Source organism: Nocardia sp. NPDC004604, from assembly GCF_040609795.1.
Classification (GTDB): Bacteria; Actinomycetota; Actinomycetes; order Mycobacteriales; family Mycobacteriaceae; genus Nocardia.
Genome location: NZ_JBEXLC010000003.1, coordinates 159,106 through 176,677, shown reverse-complemented (window position 1 = coordinate 176,677; position 17,572 = coordinate 159,106). Strand labels below are relative to the sequence as shown.

The window sequence follows — 17,572 nt, the reverse complement described above, 5'->3', positions numbered from 1 at the left end:
GCGTCGAGCTCACCCGGCGCGCAGACCGCCAGGGGTGAGGGGTTCGTCGAGCAGGCGGCGGAAGCGGTCGGCGCGATCGTCGGCATCGGCCGCGCGGTCCAGCCAGCCGCCGAGCAGGCGGTAGCCCTCGACGTAGGTGCTGATGTAGGCGCGCCACAGCGGTGAGGACAGGAAGCGCAGGGACTGGCGGGCGCGTTCGGGGGTGGTCAGGCTCCAACGCTGCAGGAATCCGGCGACCTCGTCGACATCGCGATGCTGGTCGTGCAGCAGCAGGGCGGCGTCCTGCCTGACCCCGAGCAATTTGGCCGATGCGTTCGAAAGCTGTTCAGCGCGTTCACCTTCGAAGCGCAGCCCCAGATCGGCGTAGATCTCCTGCGCCCATTTGCCCCAGCCCGGTCCGACGATCGAGCGCAGCGCCAGATCCGCCAGCCCCTCCGCCATCAGGCACTGCGGGGTGTTCACCAGGAACAACGTCTGCTCGGCCTGCCCATTCGCGACCAGCCCGGCCTCCTTGCGGCAGTGCTCGGTGTGATGTCCGGGATAGGACTCGTGCGCGATGAGGGTGGGCAGCTGCGCCATATGCTGCTTCAGGTCGGAGTTGATCGCCACCCGGGAGTGGTAGTTGCCCAGGTAGTAGTTGAAGCCGGACCAGGGCTTGTCACCGACCACCTCGTAGGTGACGTGCTCGTGGTCGGGCAGCGGATAGCGATCGCGCACCAGTTCCCGCAGCGCACCCGAGAATGCCTCGACGCAGACGTGCAACCGCTCCGGCGGAATCTCATCGGCCTTGCGGAACGCCGTCACCCGCTCGGCGAGCGGACCGTCGCCGGTCAGTACCTCGTCCATCTGCTGGTGCGCATCGCGATAGTCCTCGACATCCCCCGGTGCGATCTCGACATCGAAGTACGCCCGCACCTCATCGACGAAGCCGATATCGTCCCCGGCGAACTTGCGTCCCGAACATTCCAGCGCCCGCAGGTGCACGTCGAGGAACTCCGTCCGCTGCGGCGCCAACCCGGCGGCGGGCAATTCCGCACGCAAAGCCGCGGCCCGCCTGGCCAGCTCGCGCGGCTGCGGTGCCGGCGCGTTGTCCACCTCGCGACGCAGCGCCGGATCGCCGGTATACGCGTCGACGAACCCTTCCTCCAGCCGGTCGAATGCCAAGCCGAGTCGCAGGTACTCGGTCACGAGGGGATGCGCTTCCATGTCCGCCGACATTAGCCGCAATGGGCCTGCGTATCGACCGGTTACACCCGGTAGTGGTACCCCGCGTTTCACACGATGTTGACGCAGAGCAGAATTCGGCTATGCGAGAGCTGGACCGAATCTCACACTGTCGGCGCATCACGTATGCGTGTTTGCCTGAACGGAGTGTCGGGTAAGTGGCACGAATGAGCGAGCCGAGTCCCTATGTGGAATTCGACCGGAAACAGTGGCGCACCCTGCGTAAGTCGACTCCTCTGGTGCTCACAGAGGAAGAACTGATCGGACTTCGCGGCCTCGGCGAACAGATCGATCTGGAAGAGGTCGCCGAGGTCTACCTTCCACTCGCTCGCCTCATCCACCTACAGGTCGCTGCACGTCAACGGCTGTTCGCCGCGACCGCGACCTTTCTCGGGGAGAAGCATCCCGATCAGCAGGTGCCATTCGTGATCGGTGTCGCGGGCAGTGTCGCGGTCGGAAAGTCCACCACGGCCCGCGTACTACAGGCCCTGCTCGCGCGATGGGACCACCATCCGCGTGTGGATTTGGTCACAACCGATGGATTCCTTTATCCGACCGCGGAACTGACCCGGCGCGGCATCATGCATCGCAAGGGATTTCCGGAAAGTTACGACCGCCGAAAACTGCTGCGCTTCGTCACCGAGGTGAAATCCGGTGCGGCCGAAGTATGTGCGCCGGTGTATTCGCATATCTCCTATGACATCGTGCCGGGCAAGTTCCACTGCGTCACTCAACCCGACATTCTCATCGTGGAAGGTCTCAATGTGCTGCAGACCGGTCCGCGATTGATGGTCTCGGATCTATTCGACTTCTCGATCTATGTCGACGCGCGCATCGAGGACATCGAAAAGTGGTATGTGCAAAGGTTTCTCACCCTGCGCCAGACCGCCTTCGCCGACCCGAACGCACATTTCCACCACTACTCCGGTTTCACCGATGACCAGGCGACGGCCGCCGCACAGGAGATCTGGAACAACACCAACCGGCCCAACCTGGTGGACAACATCCTGCCCACCCGTCCACGCGCCACGCTGGTGTTGCGCAAGGACGCCGACCACAGCATCAACCGGCTGCGATTGCGCAAGCTCTAGCAGCGGCGACTGTTTGCGGGCGGCTCGACGGGATTACAGCTTCCACGCCGCGTCCAGCCGAGCCGCGACATCGATATCCCGGACCGCGGCGATATGCGGTTTTCGGATTTCGGTGGCGATATAGCGTGCCACGAAACGCCGGATCTCATGGTCGACGCTGGCCAGGATGCGCAGCAGCTGCCCGCGCTTGGTGGCGGTGGCCACATTGATGCGGACGTCGCTCGGGCGGGGCTCGGCGATATCGATGACGACCCGCAGCGGTTCGGCGGTCCGCACGGCCAAGTGCAGGTGGACATTGCCGTGGACCTGGAAGCTATGCCGGTCCACGGCGAGATCGAGCAGCAGATCGACATCGAGCGGGATGATCAGCTCGAAGGAGATGATGTCGTCGACATATCGATGCAGCTTCGGCTCACCGAGTTGCACCTGCGCGGCGACCTTGGCCAACTTGCCCGGCCCGACGCCGATCGGCCCGAAATCGAAGGCGGCCCCGGTCAGCTGGGCGAATGCGCCGGAAATGCGTTGCTCGGAGGCCGCGTACTCCAGGAATCGCCGACCGAACTGCGCATAGTCGATGTAGGGCGTCGGCCCATCCCCCCACGGCGGGTTCACTTTTCGTCCTCAGCTGGCGTCGCCGACCCGACCACAGCGGAGCGAGTCTTGCGAGCGACGCTCGTGGCGCCACAGGCTCCACAAATCAAATACCGTAACGGCGATGTCGCGCGGCGTAGTCGCGCAATGCGCGCAGGAAGTCCACCCGCCGGAATTCCGGCCAGTACGCCTCGGTGAACCATATTTCCGAGTATGCGCTCTGCCACAGCAGGAATCCGGAAAGCCGCTGCTCACCGGAGGTTCGGATAACCAGATCGGGATCGGGCTGGCCGGAGGTGTAGAGGTGCTGTCCGATGGAGTTCACGGTGATCGACTGGACCAGATCCTCACCGGTCTCCCCCGCGGCCATCTCCTGACGGACCAGTTTGCGGACCGCGTCCGCGATCTCCTGCCGACCGCCGTAGCCGACCGCAACATTCACGTGCACGCCGTCGCGTCCGCTGGTGCGTTCGGCCGCGGTGCGCAGTCGCTTGGCGACCAGTTCCGGAAAGCCGTCCAGCGTGCCGACGATGCGCACGCTCCAGTTCTGCTCCGGTGCGGACAGCTCCTCGACGACATCGGTGATCACCTCGAACAGCGTCTCCAGTTCGTCCGGATCGCGCTGTAGGTTCTCGGTGGAGAGCAGATAGACGGTCACCATCTCGATGCCCTCGTCCGCACACCAGCCGACGAGTTCGGCGATCTTCAGCGCGCCGACCCGGTGCCCGTGGCTCACATCGGTGAAGCCGTTCTCTCTCGCCCAACGCCGATTACCATCGCACATCACCGCGACGTGCCGGGGATGTTGTTTGCCCGCCAGCTGCTTGGACAGCCGGGCCTCGTAGATGCGGTAGGGCAAACCACGCACCTGACTCGGAAGCTCCACGGCGACCAACCCTACGCCCCACCGGCACGATCCCGGCACCGGCTGTGTCGGATTCGCGGCGTTCGCGGTGCGCTCCATCGTTACGCTGCGCTACCACCTCCGGGCCCGTCGTTCCCGCCGGTGTGTTGGATTCGCAGCGTTCCCCGTACCCTCGTGCGCGCGCATTTCTTGCGGCGTATCGCCTTGGCGGCCCACACCGGGTGCCCGCTGGCCCTCGCCCACACCGCGGGCGACCCGGTACAGTGGCCGACGACCCACAACTTACGGCATCGTAGGTTACCGGTGGGTATTTCTAGGAGGTAGCTCGTGTCCGAAACGATCGGCACAGCCGATGCGATACCAGACGTGATCACGGACACGGCGATACCGACAAAACCGCGCATGCGCGGCTGGATCCACACCTGGGCGGTCGGCATCGCGGCAATCGCGGGGATCGTCCTGGTGGCCACGGCCGCGACGATTTCGGCGACGGCGGGCTGGTCCACCCTGGTCTATGGGCTCACGGTCTGCGGGTTGTTCGGCATCAGCGCCGTCTACCACCGGGTGACCTGGGCAACCGCGAATGCGCGCATCCAGATGAAGCGCGCCGACCATTCGATGATCTTCCTGTTCATCGCGGGCAGCTATACCCCGTTCGCACTGCTCGGGCTACCGGGGCGGACCGGGCAGACGCTGCTGCTGGTGGTGTGGCTCGGCGCGCTGGCCGGCGTGGCGCTGAAACTGCTGTGGCCCACCGCACCTCGCTGGGTCGGGGTACCGCTGTATCTGCTGCTCGGCTGGGCGATCGTGCCGGTGGCCGGACAGCTGAACACGAATATCGGCATCGCCCCACTGATCCTGTTGCTCATCGGCGGGCTGGTCTACAGCGGCGGCGCGATCCTCTACGCAACCAAATGGCCGAACCCCTGGCCCACGGTCTTCGGCCATCACGAGTTCTTCCATGCCGCGACGGTCCTCGCGGCACTGTGCCACTACGCGGCGATCTGGCTGGTCGTACTGCGCTGAGTGCACCCCGCCCGTGCGGAGCGTGCAGTCGGATCCACCGCGGTCGCAACGGCGATATGGCACAGCGGAAATGAACGGAGTTCGCCGATATGTCCGATGAGATCACCGGGAAACTGCCACTGGTGATCGCACTGGATCTATGCTGCTCGTTCGTGTTCCTCATCGCCGCCTGCCGCAGCATCGCACTGCCGATCAAGGCAATCGTGATGAATCTGCTGGCCACCGGCGCGGCCCTGAGCAGCACCGTCGCGGTATTCCAGTGGGGCATCCGGTTGGTGCCCGCGCTGATGAAACTGTTCGAGACCTGGAATTGGTGGCTGCCGGGTTCGACGCGATCGGGTGTGCCGGTACGGGTTACGGTACGTGCGAACGTAGCGGCGTCGTGATCACCAAGCTCGTCATCTGGGCGCTGAAGGCGCGGTGGGGTTTGGCAGCGGTGGTGATCACCGCGAATCTCAGCGGCCTCGCGGTGATCGTGACCGAGCTGTGGCTCAGTGGATTTCTCGGCCGGATCGGAGCCGACTGGCACCGCATCATCGGACTGGTGTCGATCTATCCGGTGGTGGGTTTTCTGGCCGGGGTCGGGCTCGCCGTGCGCGATCGCACCGTCTACTTCGCCTGGCTCGATGACGGGCGCAAGCCCACGGCCGAGGAGGCGCGGCGACTGCTGCGCCTGCCGATCGCCATAACCATCCGGGCGCTGGCCATCTGGCTGCCCGGTGTGATCGTGGCGGCCTCGACGTTCTCCCATCTCACCGCGCACAACAGCGCGGCGGTGACGGCGGCGCTGTTCACCCTCGGCGCCCTCGAATCTGCCGGATTCACCTTTCTGATCGTCGACCGGCTGATCCGCCCGACCATCCCGGTGGTAGCAGGAGTGCTCGGCGGCACCATGCACTGGAGTTCCTCGGTGCTCGTCCGGGTCGTCATGACCTGGGCGGTGGCGGGGGCCATGCCGCTGCTGATGCTGATCGTGGTGCTCGCCGATCCGGCCGCCGGTGCGCCGGACCGCATCCGCACCGCCATCTACCTCTCCGGTGTCGGATTCGGTGTCGGCGCGCTTGCCACCGCCTTCCTGGCCCGTTCGGTGGCCACCCCGATGCGCACGCTGCGCCGGGCGCTGGACCTGATCACCAAGGGCGAGTTGGACGTTCGGGTGCCGGTCGGCAGTACCAGCGAGATCGGGCGACTGGAGCATTCGGTCAACGAACTCGCCGCCAACCTGCGCGAACGTGAGCGGATGCGGGATGTATTCGGCCGCCATGTCGGTGCCGAAGTGGCCGAGCGGGCGCTGGCCGGCGGATTCGATCTGACCGGCGATGTGCGCGAGGTGTCGGCGCTGTTCGTCGATGTCACCGGATCGGTCGAACTGTCCAGCGGTCTGCCGCCGCAGGAGTTCGTCGCCAAGCTCAATCGATTGCTCGCGATCGTCGTCGCGGCGACCGAGGAGAACAACGGTCTGGTCAACAAGTTCGAAGGCGATGCGGCGCTGTGCATCTTCGGCGCACCGATTGCCTTGCAGGACAATGCGACACCGGCGCTGCGGGCGGCCAGGCGCATCCGAGATGAGGTCATCGCCACCGGCGAACTCGATATCGGTATCGGTGTGGCGCGCGGTCCGGTGTTCGCTGGTGATGTCGGCTCCGATACCCGTTTGGAGTACACGGTGATCGGTGATGCGGTCAATGAGGCGGCCCGTTTGACCACGGCGGCGAAAGAGGTGCCGCGTCGCATCCTGGTGAGCGGCGCGCTCATCGAGGCCGCGGCCACGCATGAGCGCGCCAAATGGACTCTCTACGACCATATTCTGCTGCGTGGCATGCCCGACCCCACCGCCTGCTGGACCGATGTCGAGACCGCCGAGACATCCAGTGACACGGCGCCCGATACCGCCCCAGCCGATGACCAGACCGCTGTCACCGCGATCACTGAAGTGTGTACCGCGGCGACCGAATCGCCGTCCCAGAATTGAGTTGGTGTTCCTGGTACCGGGCACGTATGCGATCCGAGGTCGACCGTGTCCTTCCTCGTCGGTGAGCTCACCAAGAAACAGAGTGCGCCAACCACTTTCGACGAGTCACCCCTACCGCTGCGATCAAGGCAACCAGCGAGTCAGGCCGACGACCTCCGCCGCGATATCCGACACTCCACGGCCATCGGTGCCGACCCGATGCACCCAGTCCGGGACCTCGGCATCCAGCTTCGCGGCCACCACCTTGCCGCGCTCGATGTGCTCGTCCAACGCGCTGCCGATCTCCCGACCCGCGAGCCGCTCGGCCGCCGCCGCATCCGCACAGGTCAATAGGACCGCAGTGATCTCGGGCTGCTCCCCCAATGCCGCGACAAGTGCGTCGATCACATTCATGAACACACTGGCGGTGTTCGTATACACGATCCGCCGATATCCGAGCGCGCGATAATTCGCCCACATCGCAGCCAGATTCCGTTCCGCGAGTCCGTGCTCCCACGGCGCCGGATAGGCCTGATCCAGATTGTCGCCCTCGATCAAACAGTGCCGCACCCGCGCCGCCGAAAGCCGCGCATGCACCTCGAAGGCCACGGTCGTCTTCCCGACCCCGGCCCTACCGCCGATGAAAAGTGCCTGACTGCGCACGGTCACCCAACCACTGTGCCGCATCCGCGGCCACGGTGGCGGGCCCGACCGCGCCGACCTCGACCCGCCGGGAACCGTCAGCAGGATCACGGCACCTTCTCCGGCTGGACGCCCACGGCCGGTGCCCGACAGCGACTTGACGAGATCGAATCTTCCGTGCACACTGCTCTCATTAGAGAGCGATGCTCTCGGCGATTCGAGGGAGAACGGACATGCTGGAAGTCTGGAAATGGGCCAACCTCACGCTGGCATTCGTGATGGAGCTGGTCACGTTCGCGGTGCTGGCGCTGTGGGGCTGGAAGACCGCCAATGCGACTGCGCTCAAACTCGTCTTGGCCGTGGGCATGCCACTCCTCGCGGCACTGGCCTGGGGCCTGTTCGCCGCACCGAATGCGTCATTCGACTACCCACTGCTCGCGGTCGCCACCAAGGTCGTGGTTTTCGGCAGCGCCGCGGTCGGACTGTGGGCCATGGGCTACCGATCGGCCGCGGTCGTCTTCGTCGTCGTCCTGGTCGCGAACCTGCTGATGATCAGGCTGGGGCACCTGACCGTGTGAGCGGGTCGACGACGCCCGAATTCGTACGGGAGATCCGAACATCCACGCCGCCGACCTGCCACCCGGACTTCGGGCGGCAGGTCGGCCGGCGCACGATCCAAACGGTCCCTGCGGAGCAGACCGCGGGCAACCGCTGGTGCAGGCTAGGGGCGTTTCAGCGAGGCGCTCAGGTCGGCAGGAGTCGTCACCGGAAGGTCGCAGACCGAGCCGCGGCAGACGTAGGCGGCCGGTGCGCCGTTCTTCTGGGGTCGGTCGGCCAGGAGGGGAACCGAGTCGGCGGGTGCGGCGATAATGACCGTGCCGCCCGGGGCTTCGGTGCGTGCGGTAGCGATCAATTCCATTGCCGCGGTGGAGCTGTCGGCCGCGATCGCGACCTGCAGCGGGCCACGGAGGGCGGCTTCGGCGACGGTCAGCCATTGACCTGCCGAGCGCGGAGCGCGGGCGAGGACGACGGCGCCGCGGGCGAGCGTCTGGTCGGCCAGTTCGCGGTAGCGCAGGGCGGGTTCCGGTGCACTGGCGGCAGCGGCGGTGAGCAGGGCTTCGGCCAGTGCGGAGGCACCCGCCGGGGTGGCGCCGTCGATGGGGTCGCGGGGACGCGTGACGAGGGTTTCGGCATCGTCGGCGGTGTCGAACCAGCTGCCCGGGGCGGCGGGATCGGCGAAGTGCTGAATCGCCTTGTCGAGCAGGTGTTGTGCGTCTTCGAGCCAGTCCAGTTGGCCGGTGGCCTGATGCAGGGCGAGCAGGCCGGTGACCAGCCAGGCATAGTCCTCCAGGACGCCGGGAGACGCACCGACGACACCGCCGAGGGAGGCGCGGCGCACCCGGCCGTCGACCACATGCTCGGCCAGCAGGAAGCGGGCGCCGCGGATGGCGGCGTCCAGCCAATCATCTTGCCGCAGTGCGGAACCCGCTTCGGCGAGAGCGGTAATGGCCATACCGTTCCATGCGGTCACGACCTTGTCGTCGCGGTCCGGCTGCGGGCGTCGGCCACGGGCCGCCCGCAGCGTCGCACGAATCCGCTCGAAGCGCTCGCGGGCGACGGCCGCGGTGGCCGAGTCGGATAGGGCATCGGGGTCGGAGTACCGGGTGAGGACCGAGGTGCCCTGTTCGAAGTTACCGGCGGTGGTGACCCCGAAAACCTCAGCGGCCCATGCGCCGTCGATGGAACCGAGTTCGCCGATCAAGTCGGCGGGCGCCCATACGTACGTCGCGCCCTCGACGCCGGGACCGCCGGATTCCAGGTGCGTATCGGCGTCGAGGGCGGAGGCGAACCCACCACCGCTGGTACCGAGATCATCGATGATGAACTGCACCGTCTCCCGAGTAACCCTGTGCGCCAAGGACTCCCGGGTCTGCTCGGGAGTACGCCGGGCGAGATGCGCATAGGCGCGCAGCAATTGGGCGTTGTCGTAGAGCATCTTCTCGAAATGCGGCACCACCCAGGCGGCATCGACGGAGTAGCGCGCGAAACCGCCGCGCAACTGGTCGTAGATACCACCGCGCGCCATGGCTTCGACGGTGCGGTTCACCACATCGAAGACGGCCGCGTCGCCGATGCGCTCCCAGCTGCGCAGCAGCCCCTCCAACAGCGCCGATGGCGGAAACTTCGGTGCGCCGCCGAATCCGCCGTGCTTTGGATCCTCATCGCGGAGCACCGCGGCGACGGCGTGCGCGAGCAGATCGGCCGAGATCGCCACCCCGGCATCGGGCAGTCCGGCGGTTTGCGCTCGCAACGCCTCGGTCACCTGGGCGGATGCCTGGTCCACTTCGTCGCGCCGGGTCTTCCAGGTATCGGTAATGGCGGCGAGCAACTGGGTGAACGACGGCATCCCGCCGCGCGGCTGTTTCGGGTAGTAGGTGCCGCAATAGAACGGTTCGCCGCCCGGGGTGAGGAAGCACGTCATCGGCCAGCCCCCCTGACCGGTCATCGCCACCGTGGCATTCATATAGACCGCATCCAGATCCGGACGCTCCTCGCGATCCACCTTGACGCACACGAAGTTGTCATTCATCAACGCGGCCGTCTGCGCGTCTTCGAACGATTCGTGTGCCATCACATGGCACCAGTGACAGCTCGCATACCCGACCGACAGCAGGATCGGCACATCCCGCGCCGCCGCCTCCGCCAGCGCATCCGCATCCCACTCCCGCCAATCCACCGGATTGTCGGCGTGCTGACGCAGATACGGAGATGTCGCACCGGATAATTGGTTCACACCCATCAACCTCCTGTGTCAAGCCAGCACGTAACTCGCTCAGCGCCTCTTCGCCTCGAGCCACCCGATGGAGACCGGCGGTATGGCAAAACCTGCCCCGCCACCACACCGGAGACTCGTGGGCCATCACTTGAAGAGTAGTACGCCATCACATGGCGGCGGATACGGCAGCCGATAGTCCGGCTCGGAACTGAAACCGATTGCGCGTGTTGACAATTGCTGTCCACCGGCGGACGAACCCGCGGACCGTCGACGACCCGGCGCTCTAGCAGTACGCCGAGCGCATCACGAAGCTTCCCTGTGGACCTGGCGATCGATCATGCACACCAGGGTCGAGACAAGTTCCTCGGCCGTGACGTGCCACTTGTCCTCGGGCAGGTGCCCGCTGATCTGCATCACCGTGATCCCGTGCGCGCTGGTCAAGAGCAGCGCCCCGAATCGCTCAGCGTGCTGTGCGCCGACGACTTCGCCGACGATGGCGAGGAATTCGTCCTGGGCGCGCTCGGCCGCCCGGGTCGAGGCGTTGATCGCGGACGAGTCGCCGGCCGGGGAGGTGAACATCAGCTGGTACCGGTGCGGCTGACGACGGCCGACGGTCATCAGCGCGGTCAGGGCGCGTTGCAGCTTGTCGGCCGGGGATATCTGCGGATCGGCGCGCACGGCCCGCACCTGATCCGCGAGCCGGTCCAGGGCCTCGGTTGCAATGGCGGTCAGCAGGCTGTCCTTGTCGGGAAAGTGCCGGTACGGCGCCCCGCGGGTGACCCCCGCGCGCGCCCCGACCGCGCGCAATGTCACCGCGTCCGAGCCACCGCTGTCCAACAGGTCGGCGGCGGCGTCCAGCAGGGTGCGTCGCGTCGTGGCGGCGGATTCCATGCGGCTGACCATGCCGATCACAATACAGTTGACGCTGTCATCTGAGATGCCTATTGTCATCAAGATGACAATGTCATCTGAAAAATCGCAGAAACCTCAGGGCTGCGTCGTCGTGACCGGGGCCTCGACCGGGATCGGCGCGGCGGCCGCACGCGAACTGGCTCGCCGAGGATTCCACGTCATCGCCGGAGTCCGCCGCGACCAGGACGCCGACGCGCTTCGCACGGACCGCATCGAGCCGATCATTCTCGACATCACCGAGCCGGATCACATCGCGCAACTGGCCCCCCTCTTCGCCGATGACTCGCGTACAGGTGCGCTGCGGGCACTGGTGAACAATGCCGCCATCCAAATCAACGCCCCTGTCGAGACCCTGCCGTTGGACGAGTGGCGCAGGCAGTTCGAGGTCAACCTCTTCGGTCATATCGCCGTCACCCAAGCGTTGCTGCCTGCGCTGCTGCGCAACTCGGGCCGCGTGATCAACATCAGCTCGGTCGGCGGGCGAGTCGCCATGCCCGCATACGGCCCCTACGCGGCCACAAAGTTCGCCCTCGAGGCGCTCAGCGACTCGCTGCGCCGGGAACTGGCGCCGCTGGGCGTGCGAGTGGTCGTCGTCGAGCCCGGAGCGGTCCGCACCGAGATGTCGGACCGGGTCATCGCCGCCACGAACCAGCAGGCCGCTGCCATGTCACCGGAACAGCGTGACCGCTACGGAAGGCTGATCCAGGCGGTGAACGCGCAGGCCGCCGCCCATATCCCGAATGGCAGGCCCGTCGACGACGCCGCCCGGGTGATCGCGAAGGCCGTAACCGCCGGAAAGCCCCGCACCCGCTACACCGTGGGCGGTGACGCGGCCCTGATCACCCGCCTATCGCGGGTACTACCCGACCGGACGCTCGACCGCATGCTCGCGTTCGGCCTCCGTCCGCACTACCCGACGACCTCCACCGCATGAATCACCTGCGAGCAAAGCAGCGGCCGACCATGCTGGTTCCCGACCGCCACGGGCAGGATCGACAGCCGAACTGCGGTCCGATCTCCCCCCAGCGCGAGAGCGCCGACCTCCTGGGTGTTCGTGGCGGATATGCAGGCGGTCGCCGCGCGCCGCGGAAAAGATCCCGAAGTCATTGCACTCACTCAGAAACTTTTGGGGATCAGCGCAGAATTCGCAGAGCTCTGGAGACGGCGTGACGTCGGCGTCCGTCGCGCAGACCGCAAGCGGCTGATCCACCCGGTCATGGGCGAGCTCGAACTCAACTGCCTCAGCCTGCTCAGCGAGGCCGGCACCCAACGGCTGCTCTGGTTCACCCCGTGCCGGGCACGTGGGCAGTCGAACAACTCGAATTGCTTTCGGTGGACGGTGAACAAGAAATAGCCCAGTGATCGGCCGGGCCCGCCGATTACCTAGTCGCGACAGCAACCGCCGCCGCCGAACATCTCACGCCGCTACGCATGCGAGCTCATGCCGTTGTGCGCACCACTTCAGAGGAAAACGCGAGCGATCTCCAGCCACTTGCGGGCGTCCTCGCCGACCGCGGTGAGGTCGGTCTCGGCCAGGGACCTGCGTTGGGTGACTCGAAGACAGAAGTCGAGGGCACTGCCCTGAACCCGTTGCCCGGCATCTTCTGGGCCCCAGACCCAGGTCCGGCCGTCGGGACCGGTCAGCTCGACACGGAACGGCTCTGCCGGAGTAGGCAATTGGGCCGCGTAGAACGACAGCTCTCGCCCTACGACTCCCAAGGAGGCCACATGCCGGAGCCGACCCGTCGGACGGTGTGCAACACCCAGCGCATCGAAAACGTCCTGCCCGTGAGCCCACGTTTCCATCAGCCGAAGCGGCACCATGACCGCGGCGGTCAACTGCGAGCCGTACCACGGAAACCCATGGTCCAGTGGAACATCACGCAGCGCGGCCGCCACCTCGGTTCGACCAGCACGCCATTGTTCCAGCAGTACCGATCGCGGTTTCGCCGCTCCCGCGGCAGCGTCGAGATCAGCGTATCGGCTGCCCGCGGCTTCGGCCTGCTTCAGCACGGCGTCGAACGCCTCCGGGGTCCGTATGGCGATGAGAACATTCGCATCGGCTGCAGCAAGATGAGCGATCTGGTGGGCGATCGTCCACCCCGCTGCCGGCGTGTCCTTGGACCAGTCGGCCTGCGCTGACACCAGGGCGTCGAGCTCATCTCCTTCAGCCACCAAGTCGGGCAGAGCCAGATCGCGCTCCACATCGGACATATCAAGGCCGTAATCCAACATCCCGTATCACCTTCACACGCATGGTCGAACATGATCACCACCACGATAGACAGCGACTGTGCCACACCAGGTTTCGCGCTGTCGGCGCGGTCACATACGCCGCATGCCCGCGGCGATCTCGCGCCGTGATCGCATATCGAGTTTGGCGAGGATCTTCGATACGTGGGACTGAACTGTGCGGTGCGATAAGAACATCTGCGCCGCGATGCCGGAATTGGAGCGGCCTTCGGCGACCAGCACCGCTACCCTGCGCTCGGTATCGGTCAATGCCGCCCAGCCGGATTTGGGGCGGTTGCGCCGGCCGCGCACACCTCGTCGAATTTCGTACGGCCGCACACGCGCGGCCGTACGGGCGATATCCCACGATGCGCCGAGTCGGCCGTAGATCGCTATCGCGGTATCCAGCGAGCGACGAGCGTCGGCATCGGATCCGTTGGCAGCGAGCAGCACGGCGGCGTTCTCGTATGCCTGCGCTTCGTAGAGCGGCCGTCCGGACCGCCGGAAGGCCTGGGCGCCTGCCAGCAGGCGATCGGAATCACGCTCGGCCAGACCGCGACACAGCAGCGCTGTCCCGCTCCGGGAAGCGGTCGGCTCTCGCGCCACGAGTTCGTCGGCGCTGGCCGCAACCGACCGCGCCGCATCCGGGTCACCGACGTCCGCGGCCAGTCGAGCGATATCCGGGAAGATGTAGTACAGCGTGGCCGCGGCCGAGCGGTCGGCCAGTCGCTCGTGGGTCTCGACGAGCAGCTTCAAGGCCAGGTCCGGATGACCGCGGGCCTCGTGGGTCAATGCTTCGGCCCACGAGTGCAAGTGCGCGTAGCCGGTGGTGCCCACGCGGTCGCCCGGCAGGGGAATGCTGTCCACATCCGGTAGGAACGTGCCGCGGTGAATACCGATCAGCGCTGCGAGGGTGGGCGCGACCGTCGAGTACCCGAGCACGTCCGGCGCCGCCGCGCCCGCGCTGCATTCGGCCACCGCGTCATCCCAGCGACCGTCCAGCAGATGTAGCCGTGCCCCGGCGACCAGGTTCCAGCAAAGGTGCTCGCCTCGGATACGGCGGTTGTGCGCTATCGCCTGTTCCAGCACGTCTTCGGCCTCGGTCAGGCGATCGAGCTCGATCAGACAGTCTGCCCGCAGCGCGTATGGATCGAACTGATCCGGTCCGGCGCCGTCGGTCGAGGCCATGGGTATTCGAGTACTCAGCTCCAGCGCCTCGGCGAGATCGCCTCGGGCATATCGGATCGCGCCGACGACGGCGAGACCGCACCCGACGGTGCGCAGATCCCCACTGGATTCCCCCATCGCGACCGCCGCTCGGCCAGCCCGCTCCGCCGCATCGAACCGCTCGAGGGATAGATTGAGCACTGCGCGCATGCGTTGGAAGCGGCCCGCCTGCTCGGCATGGAGATCGATTGTGCGCAGCGCGGTTTCGGCGATGTCGACGGCATCGGCCATGCGCCCCTGGGCCTGGCAGGCGCTAGCGAGCAGCCAACGCAATTCGATATCGTCGCCGCACTCCAGGCGCGCCGACAGTGCAGCGCGCGCCTCGGCCTCCGCCTCGGCCGTCCGGCCGCTCCACAGCAGCGCCTTGATATACGAGCGGATCAGCTGTGGATCATCGGACTCCGCGACCGTCATCGCGCGCCGCAATAGCTGCACCGCCAGCTCAGGGGTTCGAGATGCCAGCTTGTCGGCTACCGCGACCAGCCAGTCGATGCTGGTCTGGTCCAGTTCGTAGTCGGCGACCGCCAAATAGTGTGCGATCCGCTCGATCGGCGCGTTGGTCGTCTGCAGAACCTGTCCTGCCCGGCGCAGCAGACCGGCGCGCACCGTAGCGGGCAGCTGATCGGACAGCACGTGGCGGATCAAGTCGTGACGGAACATCACTTCGGAGTCCACCCGCATCAGCAGTCCGATCACCATCGCATCACTGACCACGCTCCACACATCCAGCAGGGGTTGGTTCAGAACCGCCGCCAATTCCGTGACGTCGACGACCGGGCCCAGCGCGGCGGCAGTCGCCAGCACCTTCCGTGTCCGGCGGGGCAGAAAGTCCAGCCTCCGCGAAATCGCCTGCGCGAGTGTCGCGGACGGGCGCTGCCCGGCGACCGCCTCGGTGCTATCGGCAGTGTCGGCGACTACCGTGATCGCCTGCTCGCGCAGCAGGGCGGCCACCAATTCGGTGATATAGAGCGGATTGCCGCCCGCGCCCGCAACCTCCCGCAGCAATGCCCGGGCCGGGTGCGGCACCGACGAGATGCGACACCAATTCCGCTGTCGCCGCGTCGGATAGTCCACCGAGACGGATCTGCGCGGCGCGGCATTCGACGAGTTCTGCCGATAGTGCGGTGAACGCCGAGTCCTGGGGCTGTGGGCGGGCCGCGAGCAGTAGCAATAGTGGTAGCTCATCGATGCGGGCACACAGTCGCTGCAACACCGACAGGCTCGACCGATCGGCCCACTGGACGTCGTCCACTATCAGCGCGAGCGGGCCCCTCGCACACCAGATCTCGATGCGATCGAGGATCGCCTCGGCGATGACGATCTCGGGCGTTGCCTGCGCGTCGCCCGACGGATCGTCGCTGTCGACCAGGGCGCGGATCGGATCCGCCCCCGGCGCGTCGGCGTTGTGGTCGACATCGAGCCAGGAGAACAGCGCCGCGAACGCTACGGTCTGGCCTGGTTCGCTGGCGGCGCCGAGTCGAATTCGCAAACCTGCCGCCGTAAACCGTGCCCTGGCCGCGTCCAATAGCGCTGTCTTACCGATACCCGGTTCGCCCTGTACCAGCACCACAGCGCCCTGCCCCGCGGCGGCCCGGCGCGCGAGCGCCGCCAGCGTGTCGATCTCGCCCGCACGACCGATGACCACCGGCGTGCGGGAGTCATGCATGTGGGTGAGCCCTAACTACTACGGGCGCAGCTGACAGACCGAAAGGTCCGGGCCGGACCGGAAGGCCGCGCCGTCGACGAACAGGGCACGCTCGAGCCCGACAACCGGCGGATGGACTCGACATCCCCGGACGCGGATACGGTGATCGACGGCAAATCCCATTGTCGTGCCGACTTTTCGGCGCGCCAGGCAAGGTTCCATCCGAACGGCATCAGATGGACGCGTTCCCCGTATTCCCCCAATTGTTCGGAAAGATCCGCAAGCACGTCGAGGGTGTCGGCGATGTGAGTGAGGACATCCAGTGGACGGGCGGCCGACGTGAACCGACTACCCCGGGTCGTCCAGTGCGGAGTTCCGGCGATAACGGTATGGTCCGCCTCGCTGACGAGGCACAGGTACCGGATCGCGCGAACGGCCTCGGCGGTCAAGGGGCAATCGCCCGGTTCGATATCGACTCGCACTACCAGGCAATCAGCGAACATCTGCGCCATGCCCACCGTCGGGAGGTCGACGGCTACGGCGCACGGACCGGCCGACACCAGCGTGTATTCGAAACTGCGCCAACGATTTCCGACGGCCCTCATGTAAGAGGCCGCCGCCGTGGGCGCTGCTGGAGATGAGTCATGGCTGCGTCGGCGCATTCCGGTCGGCGACGCCGCACAGGGCGTAACAGAAGACGAACGGCACCGCACCGTCGTTGAACCAGGCGTGCGGTGCGCCGTTCTGGATCACGCAATCGCCCGACCGCAGCGATACATCGACACCGTCGCCGAGGCGCATGCGGCCCTGGCCGCTGAGCACGACCACGAAATCGATGCTCGCAGTGCTGTGCATGCCGGGCGCGGCGGGGTCGAATGCCGCCATCATCCCCGGCAGTTTCGCCTCCGCTTCCGCGGCGACGGCCGCCATTGCTTCCTCGGACAGCTCGGCGTCGGGCTCATAGGTCAGCCCCGGAGGTACGGAGATGAACCCGAAACGCAACCCGCCCGGACCGGGAAAGTAACGCGTATCAGTTTGCGGCGGCATCCGGTCGACCGGCAGATCGGGCAGCTCGTCGAGCTCCCACATCCGATAGATTTCGGCGCCGGGCAGCAGCGCCAATGTCAGCGGGTCGATACTGTCGTCTGCCAGTACCCGTCCCTGCCCGGTTCCGTCGTCGCCGACCACGATTCTGCGCATGTGAACTCCCGATTACCTTCCACCACTAGCTGAATCAGGTCGGCACCGATAGCCGCACCTGGCCGATCCGAGCTATTCGGACCGTAGCCGCGGCCCGCGCATCCCCACTTGTCCCAGCACGCACGAGCACTGTCCGAGTGCGCAGAACTCGAATGCCCGCGATTTGCTGCTGGGGCGGTGATCCGCGCGG

The 17,572-nt window shown here is 66.4% G+C and carries 18 protein-coding genes; 7 read left to right on the top strand and 11 right to left on the bottom strand.

Annotation, left to right across the window (positions count from 1 at the left end; all coding sequences use genetic code 11):
• Positions 1–9: 9 nt before the first annotated feature.
• Positions 10–1,206, bottom strand: a complete 1,197-nt coding sequence (locus ABZW16_RS03100) for a DUF885 domain-containing protein (protein WP_354951570.1) — start codon at positions 1,204–1,206, stop codon at positions 10–12.
• Positions 1,207–1,382: 176 nt separating this feature from the next.
• On the opposite strand from ABZW16_RS03100, the gene coaA reads away from it, so the two are divergent.
• Complete coding sequence (gene coaA / locus ABZW16_RS03095) at positions 1,383–2,315, top strand: type I pantothenate kinase (RefSeq protein WP_354951569.1); 933 nt, start codon at positions 1,383–1,385, stop codon at positions 2,313–2,315.
• Positions 2,316–2,348: 33 nt separating this feature from the next.
• On the opposite strand, the gene ABZW16_RS03090 is transcribed toward coaA, so the two are convergent.
• Both ABZW16_RS03090 and ABZW16_RS03085 read right to left on the bottom strand, forming a co-directional pair.
• On the bottom strand, positions 2,349–2,927 hold the full coding sequence (locus ABZW16_RS03090) for a hypothetical protein (protein ID WP_354951567.1): 579 nt from the start codon (positions 2,925–2,927) through the stop codon (positions 2,349–2,351).
• A gap of 85 nt (positions 2,928–3,012) precedes the next feature.
• Positions 3,013–3,801 (bottom strand): isoprenyl transferase, encoded by a 789-nt coding sequence (locus ABZW16_RS03085; protein WP_354951616.1) that lies wholly within the window; start codon positions 3,799–3,801, stop codon positions 3,013–3,015.
• A 372-nt stretch (positions 3,802–4,173) separates the two neighbouring features.
• Between ABZW16_RS03085 and ABZW16_RS03080 the strand changes: the two genes are divergently transcribed.
• From ABZW16_RS03080 to ABZW16_RS03070, 3 genes are all read left to right on the top strand, one after another.
• A complete protein-coding gene (locus tag ABZW16_RS03080; RefSeq protein WP_354951614.1) occupies positions 4,174–4,797 on the top strand; it encodes a hemolysin III family protein in 624 nt (207 codons plus the stop codon).
• Between the two features lie 89 nt (positions 4,798–4,886).
• Positions 4,887–5,183, top strand: a complete 297-nt coding sequence (locus tag ABZW16_RS03075; protein ID WP_354951565.1) for a hypothetical protein — start codon at positions 4,887–4,889, stop codon at positions 5,181–5,183.
• Positions 5,180–6,769: an adenylate/guanylate cyclase domain-containing protein gene (locus tag ABZW16_RS03070; protein ID WP_354951563.1), complete on the top strand. Its 1,590-nt coding sequence runs from the start codon at positions 5,180–5,182 to the stop codon at positions 6,767–6,769. Before ABZW16_RS03075 ends, ABZW16_RS03070 begins: the two co-directional genes overlap by 4 nt.
• Positions 6,770–6,892: 123 nt before the next feature.
• On the opposite strand, the gene ABZW16_RS03065 is transcribed toward ABZW16_RS03070, so the two are convergent.
• Positions 6,893–7,417, bottom strand: a complete 525-nt coding sequence (locus tag ABZW16_RS03065) for an ATPase (protein ID WP_354951562.1) — start codon at positions 7,415–7,417, stop codon at positions 6,893–6,895.
• Positions 7,418–7,623: 206 nt separating this feature from the next.
• Between ABZW16_RS03065 and ABZW16_RS03060 the strand changes: the two genes are divergently transcribed.
• Positions 7,624–7,968 carry a YrdB family protein gene (locus ABZW16_RS03060; RefSeq protein ID WP_354951560.1) on the top strand — a complete coding sequence of 115 codons (345 nt, stop codon included), beginning with the start codon at positions 7,624–7,626 and terminating at the stop codon, positions 7,966–7,968.
• A 143-nt stretch (positions 7,969–8,111) separates the two neighbouring features.
• Here ABZW16_RS03060 and ABZW16_RS03055 read toward each other — a convergent pair whose 3' ends face one another.
• Together ABZW16_RS03055 and ABZW16_RS03050 are read right to left on the bottom strand one after the other, a co-directional pair.
• The gene (locus ABZW16_RS03055; protein ID WP_354951558.1) at positions 8,112–10,190 is read right to left on the bottom strand and encodes a thioredoxin domain-containing protein; all 2,079 of its coding nucleotides are present in this window, start codon (positions 10,188–10,190) and stop codon (positions 8,112–8,114) included.
• Between the two features lie 279 nt (positions 10,191–10,469).
• A complete protein-coding gene (locus ABZW16_RS03050; RefSeq protein ID WP_354951556.1) occupies positions 10,470–11,069 on the bottom strand; it encodes a TetR/AcrR family transcriptional regulator in 600 nt (199 codons plus the stop codon).
• Between the two features lie 52 nt (positions 11,070–11,121).
• Between ABZW16_RS03050 and ABZW16_RS03045 the strand changes: the two genes are divergently transcribed.
• Both ABZW16_RS03045 and ABZW16_RS03040 read left to right on the top strand, forming a co-directional pair.
• On the top strand, positions 11,122–12,012 hold the full coding sequence (locus ABZW16_RS03045; protein ID WP_354951554.1) for an SDR family oxidoreductase: 891 nt from the start codon (positions 11,122–11,124) through the stop codon (positions 12,010–12,012).
• Between the two features lie 120 nt (positions 12,013–12,132).
• Positions 12,133–12,432 carry a hypothetical protein gene (locus tag ABZW16_RS03040; protein WP_354951552.1) on the top strand — a complete coding sequence of 100 codons (300 nt, stop codon included), beginning with the start codon at positions 12,133–12,135 and terminating at the stop codon, positions 12,430–12,432.
• Between the two features lie 107 nt (positions 12,433–12,539).
• Here ABZW16_RS03040 and ABZW16_RS03035 read toward each other — a convergent pair whose 3' ends face one another.
• From ABZW16_RS03035 to ABZW16_RS03015, 5 genes are all read right to left on the bottom strand, one after another.
• Positions 12,540–13,313, bottom strand: a complete 774-nt coding sequence (locus tag ABZW16_RS03035; protein ID WP_354951551.1) for a TIGR03084 family metal-binding protein — start codon at positions 13,311–13,313, stop codon at positions 12,540–12,542.
• A 90-nt stretch (positions 13,314–13,403) separates the two neighbouring features.
• Positions 13,404–14,498 (bottom strand): helix-turn-helix transcriptional regulator, encoded by a 1,095-nt coding sequence (locus ABZW16_RS03030; RefSeq protein WP_354951613.1) that lies wholly within the window; start codon positions 14,496–14,498, stop codon positions 13,404–13,406.
• Between the two features lie 934 nt (positions 14,499–15,432).
• The gene (locus ABZW16_RS03025; RefSeq protein ID WP_354951549.1) at positions 15,433–16,203 is read right to left on the bottom strand and encodes an ATP-binding protein; all 771 of its coding nucleotides are present in this window, start codon (positions 16,201–16,203) and stop codon (positions 15,433–15,435) included.
• Between the two features lie 11 nt (positions 16,204–16,214).
• Positions 16,215–16,631 carry a hypothetical protein gene (locus ABZW16_RS03020; RefSeq protein ID WP_354951547.1) on the bottom strand — a complete coding sequence of 139 codons (417 nt, stop codon included), beginning with the start codon at positions 16,629–16,631 and terminating at the stop codon, positions 16,215–16,217.
• 193 nt (positions 16,632–16,824) lie between these two features.
• Positions 16,825–17,382 carry a cupin domain-containing protein gene (locus tag ABZW16_RS03015; RefSeq protein WP_354951545.1) on the bottom strand — a complete coding sequence of 186 codons (558 nt, stop codon included), beginning with the start codon at positions 17,380–17,382 and terminating at the stop codon, positions 16,825–16,827.
• Positions 17,383–17,572 lie beyond the last annotated feature (190 nt).

Excerpts from the sequence above, each read along its gene's own strand:
- ABZW16_RS03100 (WP_354951570.1), bottom strand. The coding sequence starts at position 1,206 with ATGGAAGCGCATCCCCTCGTGACCGAGTACCTGCGACTCGGCTTGGCA.
- ABZW16_RS03080 (WP_354951614.1), top strand. The coding sequence starts at position 4,174 with ATGCGCGGCTGGATCCACACCTGGGCGGTCGGCATCGCGGCAATCGCG.
- ABZW16_RS03075 (WP_354951565.1), top strand. The coding sequence starts at position 4,887 with ATGTCCGATGAGATCACCGGGAAACTGCCACTGGTGATCGCACTGGAT.
- ABZW16_RS03060 (WP_354951560.1), top strand. The coding sequence starts at position 7,624 with ATGCTGGAAGTCTGGAAATGGGCCAACCTCACGCTGGCATTCGTGATG.
- ABZW16_RS03055 (WP_354951558.1), bottom strand. The coding sequence starts at position 10,190 with ATGGGTGTGAACCAATTATCCGGTGCGACATCTCCGTATCTGCGTCAG.
- ABZW16_RS03050 (WP_354951556.1), bottom strand. The coding sequence starts at position 11,069 with ATGGTCAGCCGCATGGAATCCGCCGCCACGACGCGACGCACCCTGCTG.
- ABZW16_RS03045 (WP_354951554.1), top strand. The coding sequence starts at position 11,122 with ATGACAATGTCATCTGAAAAATCGCAGAAACCTCAGGGCTGCGTCGTC.
- ABZW16_RS03035 (WP_354951551.1), bottom strand. The coding sequence starts at position 13,313 with ATGTTGGATTACGGCCTTGATATGTCCGATGTGGAGCGCGATCTGGCT.
- ABZW16_RS03030 (WP_354951613.1), bottom strand. The coding sequence starts at position 14,498 with ATGGCCTCGACCGACGGCGCCGGACCGGATCAGTTCGATCCATACGCG.
- ABZW16_RS03025 (WP_354951549.1), bottom strand. The coding sequence starts at position 16,203 with ATGCATGACTCCCGCACGCCGGTGGTCATCGGTCGTGCGGGCGAGATC.
- ABZW16_RS03015 (WP_354951545.1), bottom strand. The coding sequence starts at position 17,382 with ATGCGCAGAATCGTGGTCGGCGACGACGGAACCGGGCAGGGACGGGTA.